The following is a 17,347-nucleotide window of genomic DNA, read 5'->3' as shown; positions in this document are numbered from 1 at the left end:
GCCCTTTTTGACCACTATCAACTTGAACAAATACGATTATCATTGTTAATTTGTAGTTTGATATAAAAGTCTATGACCACATGAATTGTCTTGGAATCAAAATATTAGGATCAGGGGTATTGACCATATTCTTTTTCTTAGGTATGGCCAATCTTTTATATGGTCAATCCAATCAAATTAACTGGATTTCCTGGGAACAAATGGAAATTCAAATGAAAAATCAAAAGAAGAAGGTAGTGGTGGATGTTTATACAAATTGGTGTACTTGGTGCAAAAGAATGGAGTCTACTACTTTCAGAGATCCAAATGTAGTGAAAGCTATAAACAAAAATTATTATGCTGTAAAGTTTAATGCCGAGCAACGAGAAGATATTAATTTTAGGGACAGAGTTTTCAAATACGTTTCGAAAGGAACCCGGGGATATCATGAATTGGCTGCTGAAATAACACAAGGTCAATTATCATATCCTACGATTGTTTTTATGGATGAAAATCTAAACACCATACAACCCCTGTCTGGATACCTCGATGCTCCAACTTTCGAAATGATCAGCAATTATTTTGGCGGAAATTATAATAAAAATACTCCTTTCAGAACTTTTCAGGAGAACTATAAAATGATTAAAGATCATTAATTCTTTTTGGTGGAAAAAGTGTGTGTGTGCTCGTGGTTATTTTATTATATGTTCTTATTGATCAACCACACATTGTTTAATAAAATATTACAATTACACTTCTTTTTTGTTGAGTTCAGAAATGAACTAATCTTGAATGCTTTTTAATTTAATTCTTCAAAGCTTTTCTATTTTTTCTATACAAATAAATCATGGTGCCAACTATCAAATAAGGTAATCCTAGAAGATAAAGAATTCCTGTATTCAATCCCTGGCCTGCTGCTCCCCCACTCTTTAGATTACTCTCAGCAGCCATTTTACACATGGGACACTGACTAAATACTGTAATATTTACCATGAGTAGAAATAAGAAAGCGATTAAGAATTTCATGTATTTCTTTGTCATATGCAATTATAATTTAGCTGTAACAAGGATATAACATCAGATAACACAATGGACCGGTAATACAAACGTATAACCAGACAGGAAAAATCCAACGTGCCAATTTTTGATGAGCAACATCTTGTCTGGTAAATCCCCTCACAAAAGTAAACAACACAAAAGGAAAACTGACTGCAGCTAGAACTACATGGGTTATTAATAGACTAAAATATACATATCGGATAATTCCCTCTTTACAATACAAAGTCTCAGGTGTAGTGATGTGATACAAAACATAACATAAGAGAAAAATAAAAGACGTTGACATAGCAATTGTCATCATTTTTTGGTGTTCCCGCACTCTTTTATTTTTGATATGCCAATAAGCAATTAATAGAATTACAGCGCTGAGTGCATTCATTGCGGAATAAACGGGTGGTAAGAAACTAAAATCAAATGAAGACTCCAAATGAATCCTTCTCATAAGTACTACGACCAGCAATACAACACCACTCACAATACTTGCTGCAATATTCAAGGTCTTGATTTGACTCTGATTCTTCAACATTTAATTTTTAAGGCTAAGAAAAACGGGCAAATGTCGTACTAAAGATTTAACATCTGACTCGTCAATTAAACTATAATAGTTTCTCACTCTATTGTGTTCGTCCAAAAGTATTGCACACGGGATGGATTGATACTTTTCCGGAATTATAAAAATACTGTTGGCAAATGGATAAACATGATCCTTTGCCATATAGGTATTTACCCACTTCTTATTATTTTGTGGCCAGTTCAAAATATGCCCAACGTCTGACATTTTTTCGCCAAAAATTAAGCCGGTTATAGTGAATACATTTATATCAAAATCTATGGAAGTCTGTTTGTAAAGATTTTCAATTACCTGTGCAGCCTTTACCCTATTATCATCACCACCCAATATCCCAACCAGCCAACGCTTTCCTATTAATGAATCGGAATAAAAAAGTGATTCGGATTCAGTTATACACTGAAAACTTGAAATTGTTTCTTTCGGGGTTAAATAAGCCATGGCTTCCTTCCTCATTTGAGTACCCTCATTAAGAAAGTACCAGGCAAACAAAGGCATTCCGATAAGGATCACCAGTACAATTAAAACTTTTAATCCTCGGTGCATAAGCGTCACCTAGTGGGTTTCTGGCAAAGTATGCGAAGTAGTATCATGCTTCATTGTATCTGAATGAGTCTCGGCAGGCATAGACATATGGCTTTCATCATTTCCTGCTTCTTTTGGTAGATCGCCTTTCCCGTGTTGAATACTCGATTCAAAACTGGATATAGGTCTATCGTTTGTCTTTGCACGCCAATGAAGCCAAGTTGTTCCTTCTGAAAAGAAAGCAATCATTGCCCAAATTAACAACATCGTAGGCAATAAGACGCTTCGAACCAATCCAGGAACCTCATACCTCATATGCATAAATTCATAGACAATGAAATAGGCCTTGTACAAACTAAACCCAATCATTAGGATATACATTAACCAGACTGGCAGATGAAATCCATGTATAACATACCCTTTTCCAATCAGAGCTATAAATACCTCAATAAGTGTAATTACACCTAACAGTATCAAACCTTTAAAAACAACTTTTTTCCCTTCCTCGTAACTTAAATGTCCCATGATAATAACTCGATAATTAGAGTAAATAAAAAACTAAAAATACAAATACCCAGACAAGGTCTACAAAATGCCAGTAAAGCCCTATTTTTTCAACCATTTCATACCCATTATTTCTTTTGGCATAAATTCCACTGGCTACATTGAGCATAATGATCAATAAAAATACGACGCCACTAAAAACGTGAAATCCATGAAAACCTGTTATACAAAAAAACAAAGCGCCAAAAGCTTTGGGTCCTAATGTCTGTTCTTTAATTTCACCTGATTCCGTTTTAAATTTTAAAGGTTTAAAATGTCCATCATGTGCATGTATTATGTACGACTGCCCCTTCATAAAACTATCACCCTCTTTGATGTCATGACCGTCTCCTTCCAGATAAATGCCATTTTCAGTGTGGGTGCCGAAAGGATTTTGCTTGATAGTCATATTTTCACCCTTAATTAGGGTTGTCCATTCCCAGGCTTGACAACCAAGAAATGTTAATCCTCCCAATATTGTTAAAAACATCCAGAATACTACCCCTTTTCTATTTTCACGATGTCCTTCCTGAACTGCTCTTACCATGGTAACTGAACTGACGATCAAAACAAAGGTCATGATGGTAACAAAAACCAAGGGCATATGATGTATGCCTCCAGGAAGTGATGAGAATACGAAATCTGGTACGGGCCATGTCGGCATACTAAATCGTAAGGTACCGTATGCTATCAGAAAAGCCGAAAATGTAAAAGCATCCGAAAGCAAAAAGTACCACATCATCAACTTTCCATAACTGGCTTTGAAAGGTTCATTGGCTCCTGACCAGGTAGAACTGGATGAAGCTGTGTGTGTGTCTATTGAATGATCTGTAGCCATTTAATTAGAATTCCTTGTTATTGTAAGATTAAAAAAACCAATAAATATATCCAAAGTATACCGACAAAATGCCAGTATTGCCTCAATAAATCCAACTTTAAAATTTTCATAGGGTCCGGGGAAAAAGTGCGGGTATTATGAACCAATACACTAATTAAAAAAGCAACCAATCCACCGATTACATGCAAAGCATGAATTCCTGATATAACATATAAAAATGAAACCGAAACATTCAAGTCAATGAAAAGCCCCTGCCCGACCATTGCTTTCCAAGCCATTATCTGCAAGACTATGAAGACTACTCCCAGAATAAAACCTAAGGATAGGTTTCTCTTAAATCCCGATATCACATTCTTCTTATAAGACCTAAAAGCTTTTTCAAGAAACAATGAAGAAATCACCATGGAGATTGTACTATAAAAAAACAATACAGGGAGCTTAAATTCATACCAATTTCCTACCGGCTTGCGCACCAAATAGGCACTTGTAAATGCACCAAACAACATGCAGATAGATGCCATGGCAATCCATAATCCGAATCTAAGTGCTTGCGCCCGGTTTGGAGGTAATTCCTTCTCGATCATTTGTACTATCGGCATATTAATTCATATAATTGTTAAGAATAAATACAAACAATACAACTGGTAAATAAATTATAGAACAAAACATCAATTGTCTGGCTGATGTTCGATCATTTCTTTTGTATAGGTTGAATCCAAAAAAGGCATAAACCAAAATAGTAATTGTCAGAACAAGAAAAAATAGGATATTTAAAGAACTGTTGTACAGCGATGGCAATAAAAACAAAATACTGAGTATTGCATAAAATGCGGAATACAAGCCAAACGCTGGATCCGGAGAACCATTATTGTCCTTTATCAATTTAAATCCGGCCTGGGTATAATCCTGATGTCCCAACCATGCTATTGACCAAAAGTGAGGGAATTGCCATAAGTATTGTATTCCGAAAAGGCACAATGCTTCGTTGGTTAAGCCATTCTGAGCAGCGACTCCGGCAATTAAAGTTGGTAAAGCACCTGGAATAGCACCAACAGGAACGGCCAGGGTAGAATAACGCTTTAAAGGTGTGTAAACAAATGCGTATAAAACCAAAGAAAACATTCCCAATGTTGCAGCCATTGGATTAATCGCAGATAAAGCCAATGCTCCGAAAGTAGCAAATAATCCAGCCAATAAAATAGCAAATGAAACGGACATCCTACCCTCAGCCAATGGTCTGAACATGGTCCTGACCATTAGTTTGTCAAAATCTCTTTCTAAAACCTGATTAATGGCATTTGCCGAAAAAGTTATAAACATTCCTCCAAGACACAATAAAGCAAAATTTAACCAACTGAATTGCTCCCTGGCAAAGATGATATAGCTAGCGAGACTGGAAAAAACCACCATCAGGCTAAGCTTAAACTTAACCAATAGACCAACATCCGCAACAATATGCTTCAGATGTAAGGTATATGTTTGAACAGATCTCACTTGTTTAAGGATAAATTTTTTATTTTAATGACTGCTTTGTTCTTCGCCCTCTCTAAGTGGTATATGCTGCTGGGTAAATTCAATACCGTCCTTGCCATAATCGTAAGCCCATCTTTGAACAGTTGGAATTTTGCCAGGCCAGTTTCCATGTCCAGCTTCAATTGGAGTTGTCCATTCAAGGGAATTAGATCCCCAAGGGTTTTGAGATTCTACTTTCTTTCCTCTATACATACTCCAAAAGAAATTTACTACGAATAATATTTGTGCGAAAAAGGTAATGATTGCTGCAATAGTGATAAACTTATTCATATCATCAAAACCTGAAAACGCCTCAAAACTATCAAATCTATAATATCTTCTAGGGACTCCAGCCATTCCTAAAAAGTGCATTGGCCCAAATACAGCATAAGCTCCTATGGTTGTAATCCAAAAATGAATTTTTCCAAGCGTTTCATTCATAAACCTTCCAAACATTTTTGGAAACCAGTTATACACACCAGCAAACATACCGTAAAATGCAGCCACACCCATTACTATATGAAAATGTGCAACTACAAAATATGTGTCATGTTGCTGAATGTCTATTGCTGAATTACCAAGAAAAATTCCGGTAAGTCCACCAGAAATAAACATTGAAACGAAGCCAATGCAAAATAACATAGGTGTATTCAGCCGTATGTTTCCTCCATAAAGAGTACTGATCCAGTTAAATACTTTAACTGCAGATGGCACCGCAATAATGAGCGTAAAAACAACAAAGAAATTAGAAATAAATGGGTTAACACCTGACATAAACATGTGGTGAGCCCAAACAATAAATGAAAGGAAAGCAATCGCAAGAATTGAATACACCATGGCACGGTAACCAAATATAGGTTTACGAGCATGAACAGACATCACCTCCGAAACTATTCCCATTGCAGGTAGTATAATGATGTATACTTCAGGGTGGCCTAAAAACCAAAATATATGCTGATACAAAATAGGACTACCTCCAATTCGATCTAAAGCAGCTCCATTGATAAAAATATCAGAAATATAAAAACTAGTTCCTAAACTCCGATCAAAAATCAATAACAGGAAACCTGAGAATAGAACAGGAAAAGACAATAGTCCAAGTATTGCTGTGACAAGAAACGCCCAAATTGTTAAGGGCATTCTCCATAAGCTCATTCCTTTGGTACGTAAATTTAGCACAGTGGTAATATAATTCATTCCACCTAGAAGTACAGACACTACAAACAAAGCCAAAGAAACTAACCACAAGGTCATACCCGCACCAGATCCAATAGAGGCTTGTGGTAAGGCACTTAATGGTGGATAAGCCGTCCATCCACCCGAAAATGGACCAGTGCTTAAAAACAAAGAATACAATAAAACAGCTCCTGAAAGAAAGAAGAACCAATAAGAAAGCATGTTCAAAAATGGGGAGGCCATGTCCCTAGCTCCAATTTGTAATGGAATTAATAAGTTGCTGAAAGTCCCACTTAATCCAGCGGTCAAAACAAAAAATACGATTATGGTACCATGCATGGTAACCAAAGCATAATAAAACTCAGATTCCAATGTTCCTACACCTGCTTCATTAATGGTAATCCATTTTCCTAATACTGGTTTTAACCAGGCAAGGCTTGCATCAGGAAACCCCAACTGCAATCGGAATATAATTGACATGGCGGCACCTACTAATGCCCAAAACATTCCTGTTATCAAGAATTGCCTGGCAATAATTTTATGATCCATGCTAAAAATATACTTGGAAATAAAACCGAATTGATATTTATCCCCTTCATGATGTTCATGGAAATGGTCATCGTAACCCTGGGTTTCTATTAACACATCGGTTTCTTTACCATTATGGTGACTACCTGACATAATCCTTTATTTTATTTTAAAATGATAAAATTTTAAATTCAATTCTTCTGTTCTTAGACCTTCCTTCTTCTGAATCATTGCTTTCTACAGGTTTACTCATTCCAAATCCTGAGACTGTGATTCTTGAAGGCTCAATCTGTTTTCCTATAAGGTAATTTTTTACTGACTCTGCACGCTTTTTTGATAATTCAAGATTCAGATTTGCATCGCCTACATTATCAGTATGTCCGCTAATTTCTACTTTTAGTTTTGGATATTTAGTAAAGGCTTCCTGCATAACTTTAAGCGCAGGTTCGGATTCCGCACTTAATTCTGCTGAGGCGGTCTCAAAATACAAATTATCCAATCTGAGCAATCTGTCGGCCTGGTTCGTATTTGCTGTATCAAGAGCTTTATTAAGAGCCATTTCAAATTCTTTGGCTTTTAAATTTACTTCAATGCCTATAGGTTTTCCTTTAAATGGATCTTCCTCTGTATTCCTCACACTACTTAGATAAAATGACTTCTGGGAGGAGTTCCACTTTTCAAATTCTTCAGGCGAAACTATTCTTACCAATCTTCTCATGCTGTAATGACCCTTGCCACACAATTCAGCACAAGCTAATTCATAATTAAAAGTTTTCCATTTAGGAGGACTATTAGGATCAGCAGGATCAGATGGAACATTATATTCTGGATATTTCCTTAACTCTTGACGATATTCTTCTGTAGTTTTAATTGGTGTAAAGATAAAATAGGTTGGGATTCCGGGCACAGCATCCATTTTTACCCTGAAATGCGGCAAGTAAAAATTATGCAATACGTCCCTTCCAATAATTCTAACCCTGATTTTTTTACCTTTTGGCAAGACCAATTCATCAGAATTAAAATCATCTAAATTTCGCTCATCATGCCAGTCTTGTCCAAGATCATTTTTACCAGCTTTGATTAATCTGAAATCCTTTACGCCTAATTTTCCATCTTGTCCAGGATAGCGTAGATTCCAGGCAAATTGCCAGGCGGTAGCCTCTATTTCTATATAGTCTTCGCCTTCAGAAATATCGGCCATAATTTCGTTCCAGGCAACCAAACCTTTTACTACTAAAATTACCATGACAAAAGCAGGAATTGCAGTCCAAATCATTTCCAGTCGATTGTCGTGAGGTAAAAACAAAGTTTTCCTACCTGGAGAATATCTGTATTTATAGCTAAACCAAAATAAAGCAATATGACAAATGATGAAAACTATGATGGTAAAAAATGCTGTCACATTAAACATAGAGTCAATTTTTGATCCATGCTGAGAAGCAGCCGTATGCGGACCATACCCTAACATCACGTTGGCATAATGCAAAGATCCCCAAATAAACGCAGCAAATAAAAGCACGCAAAATGCTAAAAGCCATTTAGCATGAGTATTGGCTTCGCTGACTTTAACAGCTTCTTCTCCTTTTAATTGGTCACTGATTTCATTTATTTTGGCCAATTGTACCAAAACCACCGTAAGGAGTATAACAGATAGAATTATGATTAAACTCGTCATTTCTCGTGTTTTTCAATTATACGTGATGATGTAAACTCTCTTGTAAAAATGGGTCCTTCTTCGGAGTGAGAGCTGCTTTGGAAAGAAAATGTAAAGTGGTTGCAAAAAACAAAGCCACAAAACCCAACATTAAACCTAATTCAGGTAAGCCAGGCAAAGTATCTCCTGACTTAAATCCTGATGCTTCATGTCCACCATGAGCTGCTTCAAGAGTTGTATGGTCAGAAACGGCAGTGGCAGCATGTCCTGCAAGTTCGTGAGCTGTGTGCAATGCGCCGGGTTTTACCATTTGGAACAAATCAATCCAGTGACCAAAAAAAACTATGATTGCCACCAAGATTAATGTCCCGTATTTGCGTTTTGTGTCATTGCGTATTAAGATTAAAAATGGCAAAACAAAATTCATGACCAAATTACCATAAAACAACACAGGATATTCCTGAATTCTGGTCTGGAAGTATACGGTTTCTTCCCCAATATTTCCATACCAAATAAGCATATATTGTGAAAACCATAAATATGTCCAAAACACTGAAAAAGCAAACAAGAATTTACCCAAGTCATGAAAATGCTCTGAATTTACATTGTGGTAATAACCTCTACTTTTAAGATATATCAGAAGTAAAATTGTTAAAGCAATCATACTAACAAAACAACTTGCACCTGTGTACCAAGCAAACATTGTACTGTACCAATGAGGATCAACAGACATCAACCAAAGCCAAATAGCCGCAGCACTGGAAAAGCCAGCAATAGGTAAAAATAATGCAGCATAGAATTTCATTGATTTGTAATGTTCCAATTTGTGGTCACCATGGTCATCTTCTGCAATAGTTAGGCTTCGCATTTTACGAGCAAAGAATAGCCAAGTAGCCAGAATTCCAAGACCCACAAATGTGTAAAAGTTTTTGTTAAGGAATCCGGATTTACCTTTTATAATTTCATCAGTCGCAGCAGTATCAGGATCAGCCCAATGATATAAATGGTGCCATCCAAAATAAACTCCCAAGGCAATTATACCCATCAAACCAAGACCAACAAAAAGGAATTGAGACATGCCATCCCAAATCCTTCTAAACACAACGTTCCATCCGGCATAGGCTGTTACAGAAATACAAATAAAGAAAATGGCCATCAAGGAAATAAGTGTAAAAAACACTCCATTGTGAAGTAAATTTGTCCACAGTCTGGTATGAAATTCATCATCATTCAGAAAAATAACAATAAGAGATAACACTCCTATTGCTCCCAAAATACCCAGTACTGCTTTATCTTTTGATGGTAATTGAATTGAACTCATTTTTCGCTAGTTTTTCTTTGAAAGTACTTCAATTTATTTTTTTGGAGCCACAACAGATGCCGCGGTATTTGAAACTGTAGCCGCTGCTTTTTTTGCATCTGCAATTGCCTGAGATCCGGTAAATGTATTTTCTGATTCAGAATACTTTAAATTCTTTGATGCTGCTTGAAGAGATCTAATATAGTGAATGACTTCCCATCTTTCTTCGTATGAAAGCTTATCAGAATATCCTCCCATAACATTCAAACCATACATGATGGAATGATAGTATCTACCTTCGTTTGAAGCAATAAATTCATCCTTTAAAAAATTTGCAGGTTGAGCCGGATAAACTCCCCCGTCATCTCTTACAAGATATCCTGCACCATCCCCCTTAGCACCGTGGCAAATACTGCAATAAATATCATAATTGGCTTTTCCCTTTTCCAACCCAGATTTAGTTAGAGGAAAAGGATTTGATGTCATTTCTCTACCTGCTCTTATTCTGTCTTCAGGGGTGTCTTGATAATAATAATTTACATGACCATTCTTAGGGGTACTAATTGAATTATTAGTTGAAGTCCCTTTCATCATTGATTTGAACTGAGACATTGAACTTGAATCTGAATTATTAATACCACTGTAACCTCTTGCTATTGTGCCGTTGACAGGCTTTTTAGGCTTACTAAAATTGTGATAAGTCTCTTTTGAATCCCAGGTATGATAATAATAGTAATTATCAACATTGGCTTCATATGCAACTGAATGAGCCATATCGGGCATGTATTCGTGTCCTGTTTTGTTTCCTTCTGCAGGAGAACAAGAATTAAGTATTAGAGAAAGAATAATATACGAACTGAGTGATATAAGTTTCTTCATCTTAAATCGTTTTACTGTTTACTTCATCTGCACCTGTCTCACTAAAAAATGACTGGGCCACACCTTCAGGAACATCTGCTCGATCAAAGGCCAGGCAAAACTTATCATCTGTGGTTCTTAAATCTAATTGTGGATTCGTTACCCCAGGCCATAGTCCACAAATTGTATAAAAGGTAATGGTCATTCCCCAAGCTGCGAAAAGAACTGTCAATTCAAAAGTTATGGGAATGAAAGATGGTACAGGCCAATATGGCTTACCTCCAAAAATAATTGGCCAATCGCGTGTAAAAATCCAACTCATCCCAAGAAAGGCAGTCAAGGTTCCTAAAGCCCCATAAATAAATCCTGCCTGATGGAGTCTGGATTCACTCAATCCCATAGCCTGATCCAAGCCATGAACTGGAAATGGAGTATAAACGTCCATTATTTCGAGATGCTTGCTTCGTGCATTTCTTACAGCCCTAAGTAAATCTTCTTCATCGCTATAGATACCGTAGATTACTTCTTTATTAAATTGCCTCATATTAATAAGTTCAGAACTTTTTAAAATAATTAATGATCGTGATGTTTAGCGGCTTCCGGAGCATGCGATGCATTATGGTGAGCCTTTTCACCAATGTATTGATCCCCTCCAACTTTTAAAATATGCTTAACCTCTGCAATAGCTACAACTGGTGCCACCCTTGTGAAAATCATATAAAATGTGAAGAATAAGCCAATTGTCCCAACGAAAATCCCAATCTCTACCCAAGTTGGAGTATAATAACTCCACGAAGATGGAAGATAATCCCTTGCAAGAGTGGTTGCAATGATCACAAACCTTTCAAACCACATTCCAATGTTTACAAAAATCGACATGAAGAATGTTACAAAAATTGATCGCCTGAATTTTTTAACCCAAAAAATCTGAGGTGAAATAACATTACAAGCCATCATCCCAAAATAAGACCACCAGTATACGCCCATAGCCCTGTTAAAGAAAGCAAATTGCTCATAAACATAACCTGAGTACCAGGCAATAAATAATTCAGTGAGATAGGCCACCCCTACAATTGTTCCGGTAACCAGGATCACTTTATTCATGGACTCAATATGTTCAAGAGTAATGTACTCTTCCAATTTCAAGATTTTTCTTGTAATTACCATTAGGGTTTGTACCATGGCAAATCCAGAAAAAATAGCTCCCGCAACAAAATATGGAGGGAATATGGTGGTATGCCAACCAGGAATTACAGAGGTAGCAAAGTCAAAACTTACAATGGTATGAACAGAGAGAACCAAAGGGGTTGAAAGTCCAGCCAATACCAAAGATAAGGATTCCCATCTTTGCCAATGTTTTGCTGAACCAGTCCAACCAAAAGATAAAAAGTTGTACACTTTCTTGCGGAATCCGGTAGCTCTGTTTCTTACTGTAGCAAAATCAGGGACTAATCCTGTATACCAAAATAATAGAGAAACTGAAAAATAAGTGGAGATGGCAAAAACGTCCCAAAGAAGAGGTGAATTAAAATTTGGCCATAAAGATCCTCGCGTGTTCGGATAAGGGAAAAAATAAAACACCACCCAAACTCTACCTACGTGAATTACGGGAAATAAGGCGGCACATATAACGGCAAAAATTGTCATGGCCTCAGCTGCACGATTTACACCCGTACGCCATCGTTGCCTAAAAAGCATTAATATAGCAGATATCAAGGTTCCAGCATGCCCGATACCAATCCACCAAACAAAGTTTGTAATATCATAACCCCATCCAATGGTTCGATTTAAATTCCAGGTTCCGGTCCCCATCCAAATAGTCCATACGATGCAAAAAAGTCCGTATGCTAGAACAGTCACTGAAATCAGAAAGGCAATTACCCAGGCTCTGCTGGGTGTTCGCTCTGTGGGTGAACATAAATCCTCTGTAATCTGATGATAGGTTTTATTCCCTTCAACTAAGGGCCTTCTTACCGGCGCAACATATCCTCCTGCCATTTTTCTTAATTTTTATTTTTAAGCATCAAGATTTTCATCTCTGTTATTCACTTTCATGGTATAATTTACCACAGACTTCACGTTGATCTCTTCTAACACGATGTAATTAAGTGGGTTATCCAATTTTTTTGATAATTTTCCATCCGGATTGTTCATGTCTCCAAAAGTTATCGCACCAGTTGGACAGGCTGTTTGACAAGCCGATTTAACATCATTATCCAAAAGGGCTCTACCTTCTTTTTTAGCATTTAGCTTACCTTCCTGAATTCTCTGGATACAAAATGAACATTTTTCGATTACCCCTCTTGATCTTACCGTTACATCCGGGTTCAAAACCATCCTGACCAAATTTTCAGCATAATATGGCTTTTTACCTTCGCCAGCTATACTGTGTTGATTAAGAGGAAACAAATCAGCAGCAGTAAAATCAAACCAATTAAACCTTCTAACTTTATAAGGGCAATTATTTGCACAATAACGGGTTCCTACACAACGATTGTAGGCCATCTGATTTAATCCATCTGAAGAATGGTTGGTTGCGTTTACAGGACATACATTTTCACACGGTGCATTGTTACAATGCTGGCACATCATAGGTTGATAAACTACATTAGGATTTTCAACATCTCCGTAATAATATCGATCTATTCTTAACCAAGTCATTTCATGATGTCTGGATACTTCCCTTTTACCTACTACAGGCACATTGTTTTCAGCCATACATGCTACTGCGCATGACCCACATCCAATACAAGCATTTAAATCAATATGCATCCCCCAATGATGACCACTGTTGTATAAATAATCATGCCCGGGGTAAAGTGTTTTTGAATTTAAATTCTGATGTTCTTTTCTTTCTTCTTCTAATTTGGCAATATTTTCTTTTAAGTCTTTGAAATTGCTTTGTCTTATAATAGATCTTTTGGTCAGGGATCCTTGATATCCTTTTGTCATTCCCTTAAAAGCATCATCTATCAAGGCAGCTTCATCTGCATTGATTTTGTTCCCTGAACTCTTTTCTATGGCAGTTACCCCAAGTGTATGATGGTGTTGAACACAGGCAAAGTTTTGTTCAATGTCCCCCTTGCTTTTACCCAAATTAACTTCCGCATTGTAATACTGAAAGTAACCTTTAGTATCTGTTTGAACAAACGGAAAAACATCTGTTCCTACATCTGTACCACAAACTCCTGCACTCTTTCTACCGTATCCCAGTGGAATGGAAAGAGTACCGGCCATTTGTCCAAATTGTTTGATAACTCCTACTGTCAAACCATTTGATCCAAATGTTAAATCAGCAAGCTCTCCATTTTCTTTAAAGTCATTAAATACAATAAAATTTCTATCGCCATCAAAACTTACAGGTACTGAAACATAATTTCCCCAGGCACATCGAGTAATTGGATCGGCTAATTCCTGCAGCCAAGGATTATTTGCATACTGTCCGGTTCCTATTCCAATATTTTCAATAAAAGAAATTTCAAGCGGGTTGGAGGACGGTAAAGATACCATTCCAATGGCGCCAGCTGTATTTCCAGCGAAGTTGGGAGCCCCTGAATTTGAAGTATTTAATTCAAATACCCCATCATGAAGACATTTATCCCAAAAGGACTGGAAAGAAGAAGCTCCACTTTTAGGAAAAATCTGAGTTTGCCATGTCGACTTAACAAATTCGTAATATGGCTGCTCCGAAGAAGGTGATAACAATGTACTCGCACTCCACATAAGCAAAGAATGCGGAGCCTGACGTGAATTAAATATAGGATTGATGGCGGGCTGAATTAAAGAGTAATGTCCTTTCTTAGCCTCAACATCTCCCCATGATTCAAGAAAATGATGATCTGGTGCAATAAAATTACATAAGGATGTAGTTTCATCGAGTAGTGTGTTGAAACTTACTTTTAGCCCGACTTTTGCCATTCCGCTTTTGAAGCGGTCTGCCAAAGGGATATCATAGCATGGATTTGAATTCCAAACAAACAATGCATCCACAGTGCCAGCATTCATCTCATTGATTAATTCTGTCAACATCAGGTCATTTCCTTGACGCTGAAAAGATGCATTTGAAAAATTTACAGTCGATCCAATATTACCTAATAACTGATTAATAGCATGAATCAGGGTTTGCTCTGCAACGTTATTTGAAGCGGAAACAATTAATGACTTTCCTTTATTAGCCAAAAGGGCTTCTGCAGCTACAGTAAGGGCTTTTTTCGCTTTTTCATTTAAGGCAGGTCCGGCTGATGTGGTTCCTCCAGTTTTGGAAGCAATTTCATTATAAAGAAATGCTATGGCAGCACCCATTTCGCTAGGCCTTACTAAAATTCTGTTATCGGCGTTAGACCCACTTAGGGACATTTGGGATTCAACCTGAAAATGCTTGGACATACTAGGATTCTCAGGATTTATAGATCTTCTGCTGACATATTGCGCCGCGTATTCTATTGGTGAGATCCAGGTACCTAAAAAATCTGCATTAAAACTAACAATAGTTTCAGCTAGATCGAAACGATATTCAGGAACTACCCTTTCTCCAAAACAATCTTCCGTAGCTTGAAGTAAGGCTGCACTGGATACAGGATCATAAGAAATATGCTTTGCTCCTGGAAACTTGGCACAAAAATCCTGAACCGCTCTTTTAGCTGAAGGGCTCATAACAGTACCACTCAAAATTCTAATTTTGGAAGTGGCGTTTAGTTTTCCCATTACTTCTTTATCAAGATCTTGCCAGGTAAGTTCCTTAAGTGTATTACCATCGAAACTGGCCGGGAATTGAAGCCTGTTAATATCATATAGAGAAAGTACAGAAGCCTGTACACGTGCTGATGTACCACCTTTAGTAATAGAAGACAAGGCATTGCCTTCAATTTTAATTGGCCGTCCCTCTCTGGTCTTTACTAAGATTGAACAATAATCACCTCCATTTACAAAGGAGGATGCATAATAATTGGCTATGCCAGGAACGATTTCATCTGGAGCGATGACATATGGTATGGCTCTCTTGACAGGGATTTCACAAGAAGCCATAGTAGCTGCGCTGATTCCAAAACCCAACAATTTGAGAAAATCCCTTCTGTTAGCAGAAAGCTCAGGAGTTCTTTCATCCTCTAAAAGCGTGTCGATGGCTACATGGTTAACTTCTGAATCAGTTTCAGCCAAAAACACAGGATCATTCGTTAAATCCTTTTCACTTACCCAGGTGATTTGATTATGGTTCTTCATTTATCTTACATTAAAATCAATAATGACATTTTTGACATTCTAAACCTCCGATATCTGAAACTTTTACAGAAGATCGGCTACCACTTTTAATTTCTTCATGGTAGGCTTTATAACTATTGTAATAAGCATTGTCTTGAAATTTCACATCTGTTTGACGATGGCAATTAATGCACCAGCCCATGGACAATGGAGAATATTGACGCAACAGTTCCATTTCCTCGACTTTACCGTGGCACTTTTGGCATTCAATCTTACCGATTGATACATGTTGGGCATGGTTAAAGTAAACATGGTCTGGGAGATTGTGAATTCTAATCCACTCAATAGGCCCAGAAACTTTTGGTTTCGCCTCATGAGTCAAAGCCTCTTTAATATCTGACCATTGCTTTTGTACCTCCTGGACAGCGTCTGGACCTAAGGATGCTGTCTTATTTTCCTTTTTGTATTCCTCTCCTATCCATTTGGTATAGATTTTTTCAATATCCTCATTACTTAGGGAAGAATAATTGTCAATGTATTTATCCGTTGTAGGGTCAAAACCAATTGAGGCATAAATCTTTGTAATTTCTGCAGTGCCGTATTTTGAACCTTTCTTGATGGCTTTGTGGCAATTCATACAAGTACTCGCAGGAGGAATTACACTGTGCTTACTTCTTCTTGCTCCATCGTGACAATAATTACAATCAATTTTGTGAAGGCCTGCATGCGTTTGATGACTAAACTTTATGGGTTGTTGTGGAGCATAATTTTGCTGCCTTCCCAGAGATATAGCATTGTTAACAGTTGTGTATCCTCCAAAAAGTATTAACCCGAACAATACAAAAGTAATAACTGATTTACTTACTAATTGATCCCAGATCGAAACTCTTTTAGCATGAATGTCTCCTTCTGAGATATTTTTGGTGTGGTTTAATTCGCTGTTAAGATTCCAAAGGAAAAGAGAGAGAATGATTAAAAGAGCAAAAATTAGATATAACCAAACATTCGAAACGGGGCCTGAAGTGGTGGTACCGGTCCCAGTACCTACAGCATTTGCTGCCTTTGGAGGATAAGTGCCTGCTGCAACACCATCAATGTAAAGCAACAGACTTTCTATCTCATCGTCACTTAGATTAGGGAAGGAGGTCATAATGACTGGTTTGTACTTACCCCAAAGCTCAACAGCCTTTGGGTGTCCAGATGCAATCATCCCTTGTGAATTTCTGATCCATTTATACAAATCAGATTTCGGATAGGCAGCCCATCGCTCACTTACCCCTGCAAGTGCAGGTCCAGTGAGATTGTCCTTCATATTTTTATTGTGACAACTACCACAATTATTTTTAAAGGAGGTTTTCCCAAGTTCAATATCTGGTGCAGCTTGAAGAACTGCAACAGTGAAGAACATGATAAAAAATGAGTTAAGAACCTTTTTGCAGCTCATAAGATATTGAAAAATAGATGAATACAAATTTATAAAACTTAAAAGTTAAATATTCGCACTTACTTTGGTGCAAAAGTAATCCGAAAAACCAAAATTCAAAAAATTACCTACTTGTTTCGAGTCAATTTTTTGTAAAAAATTAGATTTAGTTCCCCTAACCACTT

The 17,347-nt window shown here is 37.1% G+C and carries 16 protein-coding genes; 1 reads left to right on the top strand and 15 read right to left on the bottom strand.

What is annotated here, in order from left to right; translation table 11 throughout:
• Positions 1-80 precede the first annotated feature (80 nt).
• Positions 81-635: a DUF255 domain-containing protein gene (locus tag IPJ53_09855; protein MBK7799408.1), complete on the top strand. Its 555-nt coding sequence runs from the start codon at positions 81-83 to the stop codon at positions 633-635.
• A gap of 148 nt (positions 636-783) precedes the next feature.
• Here IPJ53_09855 and IPJ53_09850 read toward each other — a convergent pair whose 3' ends face one another.
• From IPJ53_09850 to IPJ53_09780, 15 genes are read right to left on the bottom strand one after another with little or no spacing between them, the layout of a single operon-like run.
• The gene (locus tag IPJ53_09850) at positions 784-1,020 is read right to left on the bottom strand and encodes a hypothetical protein (GenBank protein MBK7799407.1); all 237 of its coding nucleotides are present in this window, start codon (positions 1,018-1,020) and stop codon (positions 784-786) included.
• Positions 1,021-1,033: 13 nt separating this feature from the next.
• Positions 1,034-1,564 (bottom strand): DUF420 domain-containing protein, encoded by a 531-nt coding sequence (locus tag IPJ53_09845; protein MBK7799406.1) that lies wholly within the window; start codon positions 1,562-1,564, stop codon positions 1,034-1,036.
• Positions 1,565-2,152, bottom strand: coding sequence for a hypothetical protein (locus tag IPJ53_09840; GenBank protein ID MBK7799405.1), 588 nt, complete (start codon positions 2,150-2,152; stop codon positions 1,565-1,567).
• 9 nt (positions 2,153-2,161) lie between these two features.
• Complete coding sequence (locus IPJ53_09835) at positions 2,162-2,656, bottom strand: cytochrome C oxidase subunit IV family protein (GenBank protein ID MBK7799404.1); 495 nt, start codon at positions 2,654-2,656, stop codon at positions 2,162-2,164.
• A 16-nt stretch (positions 2,657-2,672) separates the two neighbouring features.
• Positions 2,673-3,512: a cytochrome c oxidase subunit 3 gene (locus IPJ53_09830; GenBank protein MBK7799403.1), complete on the bottom strand. Its 840-nt coding sequence runs from the start codon at positions 3,510-3,512 to the stop codon at positions 2,673-2,675.
• 17 nt (positions 3,513-3,529) lie between these two features.
• A complete protein-coding gene (locus tag IPJ53_09825) occupies positions 3,530-4,111 on the bottom strand; it encodes a cytochrome c oxidase subunit 3 (GenBank protein ID MBK7799402.1) in 582 nt (193 codons plus the stop codon).
• Position 4,112: 1 nt separating this feature from the next.
• Positions 4,113-5,006, bottom strand: a complete 894-nt coding sequence (locus IPJ53_09820; GenBank protein MBK7799401.1) for a protoheme IX farnesyltransferase — start codon at positions 5,004-5,006, stop codon at positions 4,113-4,115.
• A gap of 24 nt (positions 5,007-5,030) precedes the next feature.
• On the bottom strand, positions 5,031-6,881 hold the full coding sequence (locus tag IPJ53_09815; GenBank protein ID MBK7799400.1) for a cbb3-type cytochrome c oxidase subunit I: 1,851 nt from the start codon (positions 6,879-6,881) through the stop codon (positions 5,031-5,033).
• A 16-nt stretch (positions 6,882-6,897) separates the two neighbouring features.
• The gene (locus IPJ53_09810) at positions 6,898-8,403 is read right to left on the bottom strand and encodes an OmpA family protein (GenBank protein MBK7799399.1); all 1,506 of its coding nucleotides are present in this window, start codon (positions 8,401-8,403) and stop codon (positions 6,898-6,900) included.
• A gap of 16 nt (positions 8,404-8,419) precedes the next feature.
• A complete protein-coding gene (locus IPJ53_09805; protein MBK7799398.1) occupies positions 8,420-9,703 on the bottom strand; it encodes a hypothetical protein in 1,284 nt (427 codons plus the stop codon).
• Positions 9,704-9,736: 33 nt separating this feature from the next.
• Positions 9,737-10,561 (bottom strand): cytochrome c, encoded by an 825-nt coding sequence (locus tag IPJ53_09800; GenBank protein ID MBK7799397.1) that lies wholly within the window; start codon positions 10,559-10,561, stop codon positions 9,737-9,739.
• A 1-nt stretch (position 10,562) separates the two neighbouring features.
• A complete protein-coding gene (locus IPJ53_09795) occupies positions 10,563-11,084 on the bottom strand; it encodes a DUF3341 domain-containing protein (GenBank protein ID MBK7799396.1) in 522 nt (173 codons plus the stop codon).
• Between the two features lie 29 nt (positions 11,085-11,113).
• Positions 11,114-12,538, bottom strand: a complete 1,425-nt coding sequence (gene nrfD, locus IPJ53_09790; protein MBK7799395.1) for a polysulfide reductase NrfD — start codon at positions 12,536-12,538, stop codon at positions 11,114-11,116.
• A gap of 18 nt (positions 12,539-12,556) precedes the next feature.
• Entirely contained in the window at positions 12,557-15,760 is a 3,204-nt protein-coding gene (locus tag IPJ53_09785) for a 4Fe-4S dicluster domain-containing protein (protein ID MBK7799394.1), read from the bottom strand.
• Positions 15,761-15,776: 16 nt separating this feature from the next.
• Positions 15,777-17,147, bottom strand: coding sequence for a c-type cytochrome (locus tag IPJ53_09780; protein MBK7799393.1), 1,371 nt, complete (start codon positions 17,145-17,147; stop codon positions 15,777-15,779).
• Positions 17,148-17,347: the final 200 nt, after the last annotated feature.

Source organism: Candidatus Vicinibacter affinis (assembly GCA_016714365.1).
Taxonomy (GTDB): domain Bacteria; phylum Bacteroidota; class Bacteroidia; order Chitinophagales; family Saprospiraceae; genus Vicinibacter; species Vicinibacter affinis.
This window is presented reverse-complemented; position numbering and strand designations above follow the sequence as displayed.

What these genes read in the sequence shown, in the direction of transcription:
- IPJ53_09855 (MBK7799408.1), top strand. Translation starts at nt 81, where the DNA reads ATGAATTGTCTTGGAATCAAAATATTAGGATCAGGGGTATTGACCATA.
- IPJ53_09850 (MBK7799407.1), bottom strand. Translation starts at nt 1,020, where the DNA reads ATGACAAAGAAATACATGAAATTCTTAATCGCTTTCTTATTTCTACTC.
- IPJ53_09845 (MBK7799406.1), bottom strand. Translation starts at nt 1,564, where the DNA reads ATGTTGAAGAATCAGAGTCAAATCAAGACCTTGAATATTGCAGCAAGT.
- IPJ53_09840 (MBK7799405.1), bottom strand. Translation starts at nt 2,152, where the DNA reads ATGCACCGAGGATTAAAAGTTTTAATTGTACTGGTGATCCTTATCGGA.
- IPJ53_09835 (MBK7799404.1), bottom strand. Translation starts at nt 2,656, where the DNA reads ATGGGACATTTAAGTTACGAGGAAGGGAAAAAAGTTGTTTTTAAAGGT.
- IPJ53_09830 (MBK7799403.1), bottom strand. Translation starts at nt 3,512, where the DNA reads ATGGCTACAGATCATTCAATAGACACACACACAGCTTCATCCAGTTCT.
- IPJ53_09825 (MBK7799402.1), bottom strand. Translation starts at nt 4,111, where the DNA reads ATGCCGATAGTACAAATGATCGAGAAGGAATTACCTCCAAACCGGGCG.
- IPJ53_09815 (MBK7799400.1), bottom strand. Translation starts at nt 6,881, where the DNA reads ATGTCAGGTAGTCACCATAATGGTAAAGAAACCGATGTGTTAATAGAA.
- IPJ53_09810 (MBK7799399.1), bottom strand. Translation starts at nt 8,403, where the DNA reads ATGACGAGTTTAATCATAATTCTATCTGTTATACTCCTTACGGTGGTT.
- IPJ53_09805 (MBK7799398.1), bottom strand. Translation starts at nt 9,703, where the DNA reads ATGAGTTCAATTCAATTACCATCAAAAGATAAAGCAGTACTGGGTATT.
- IPJ53_09800 (MBK7799397.1), bottom strand. Translation starts at nt 10,561, where the DNA reads ATGAAGAAACTTATATCACTCAGTTCGTATATTATTCTTTCTCTAATA.
- IPJ53_09795 (MBK7799396.1), bottom strand. Translation starts at nt 11,084, where the DNA reads ATGAGGCAATTTAATAAAGAAGTAATCTACGGTATCTATAGCGATGAA.
- nrfD (MBK7799395.1), bottom strand. Translation starts at nt 12,538, where the DNA reads ATGGCAGGAGGATATGTTGCGCCGGTAAGAAGGCCCTTAGTTGAAGGG.
- IPJ53_09785 (MBK7799394.1), bottom strand. Translation starts at nt 15,760, where the DNA reads ATGAAGAACCATAATCAAATCACCTGGGTAAGTGAAAAGGATTTAACG.
- IPJ53_09780 (MBK7799393.1), bottom strand. Translation starts at nt 17,147, where the DNA reads ATGTTCTTCACTGTTGCAGTTCTTCAAGCTGCACCAGATATTGAACTT.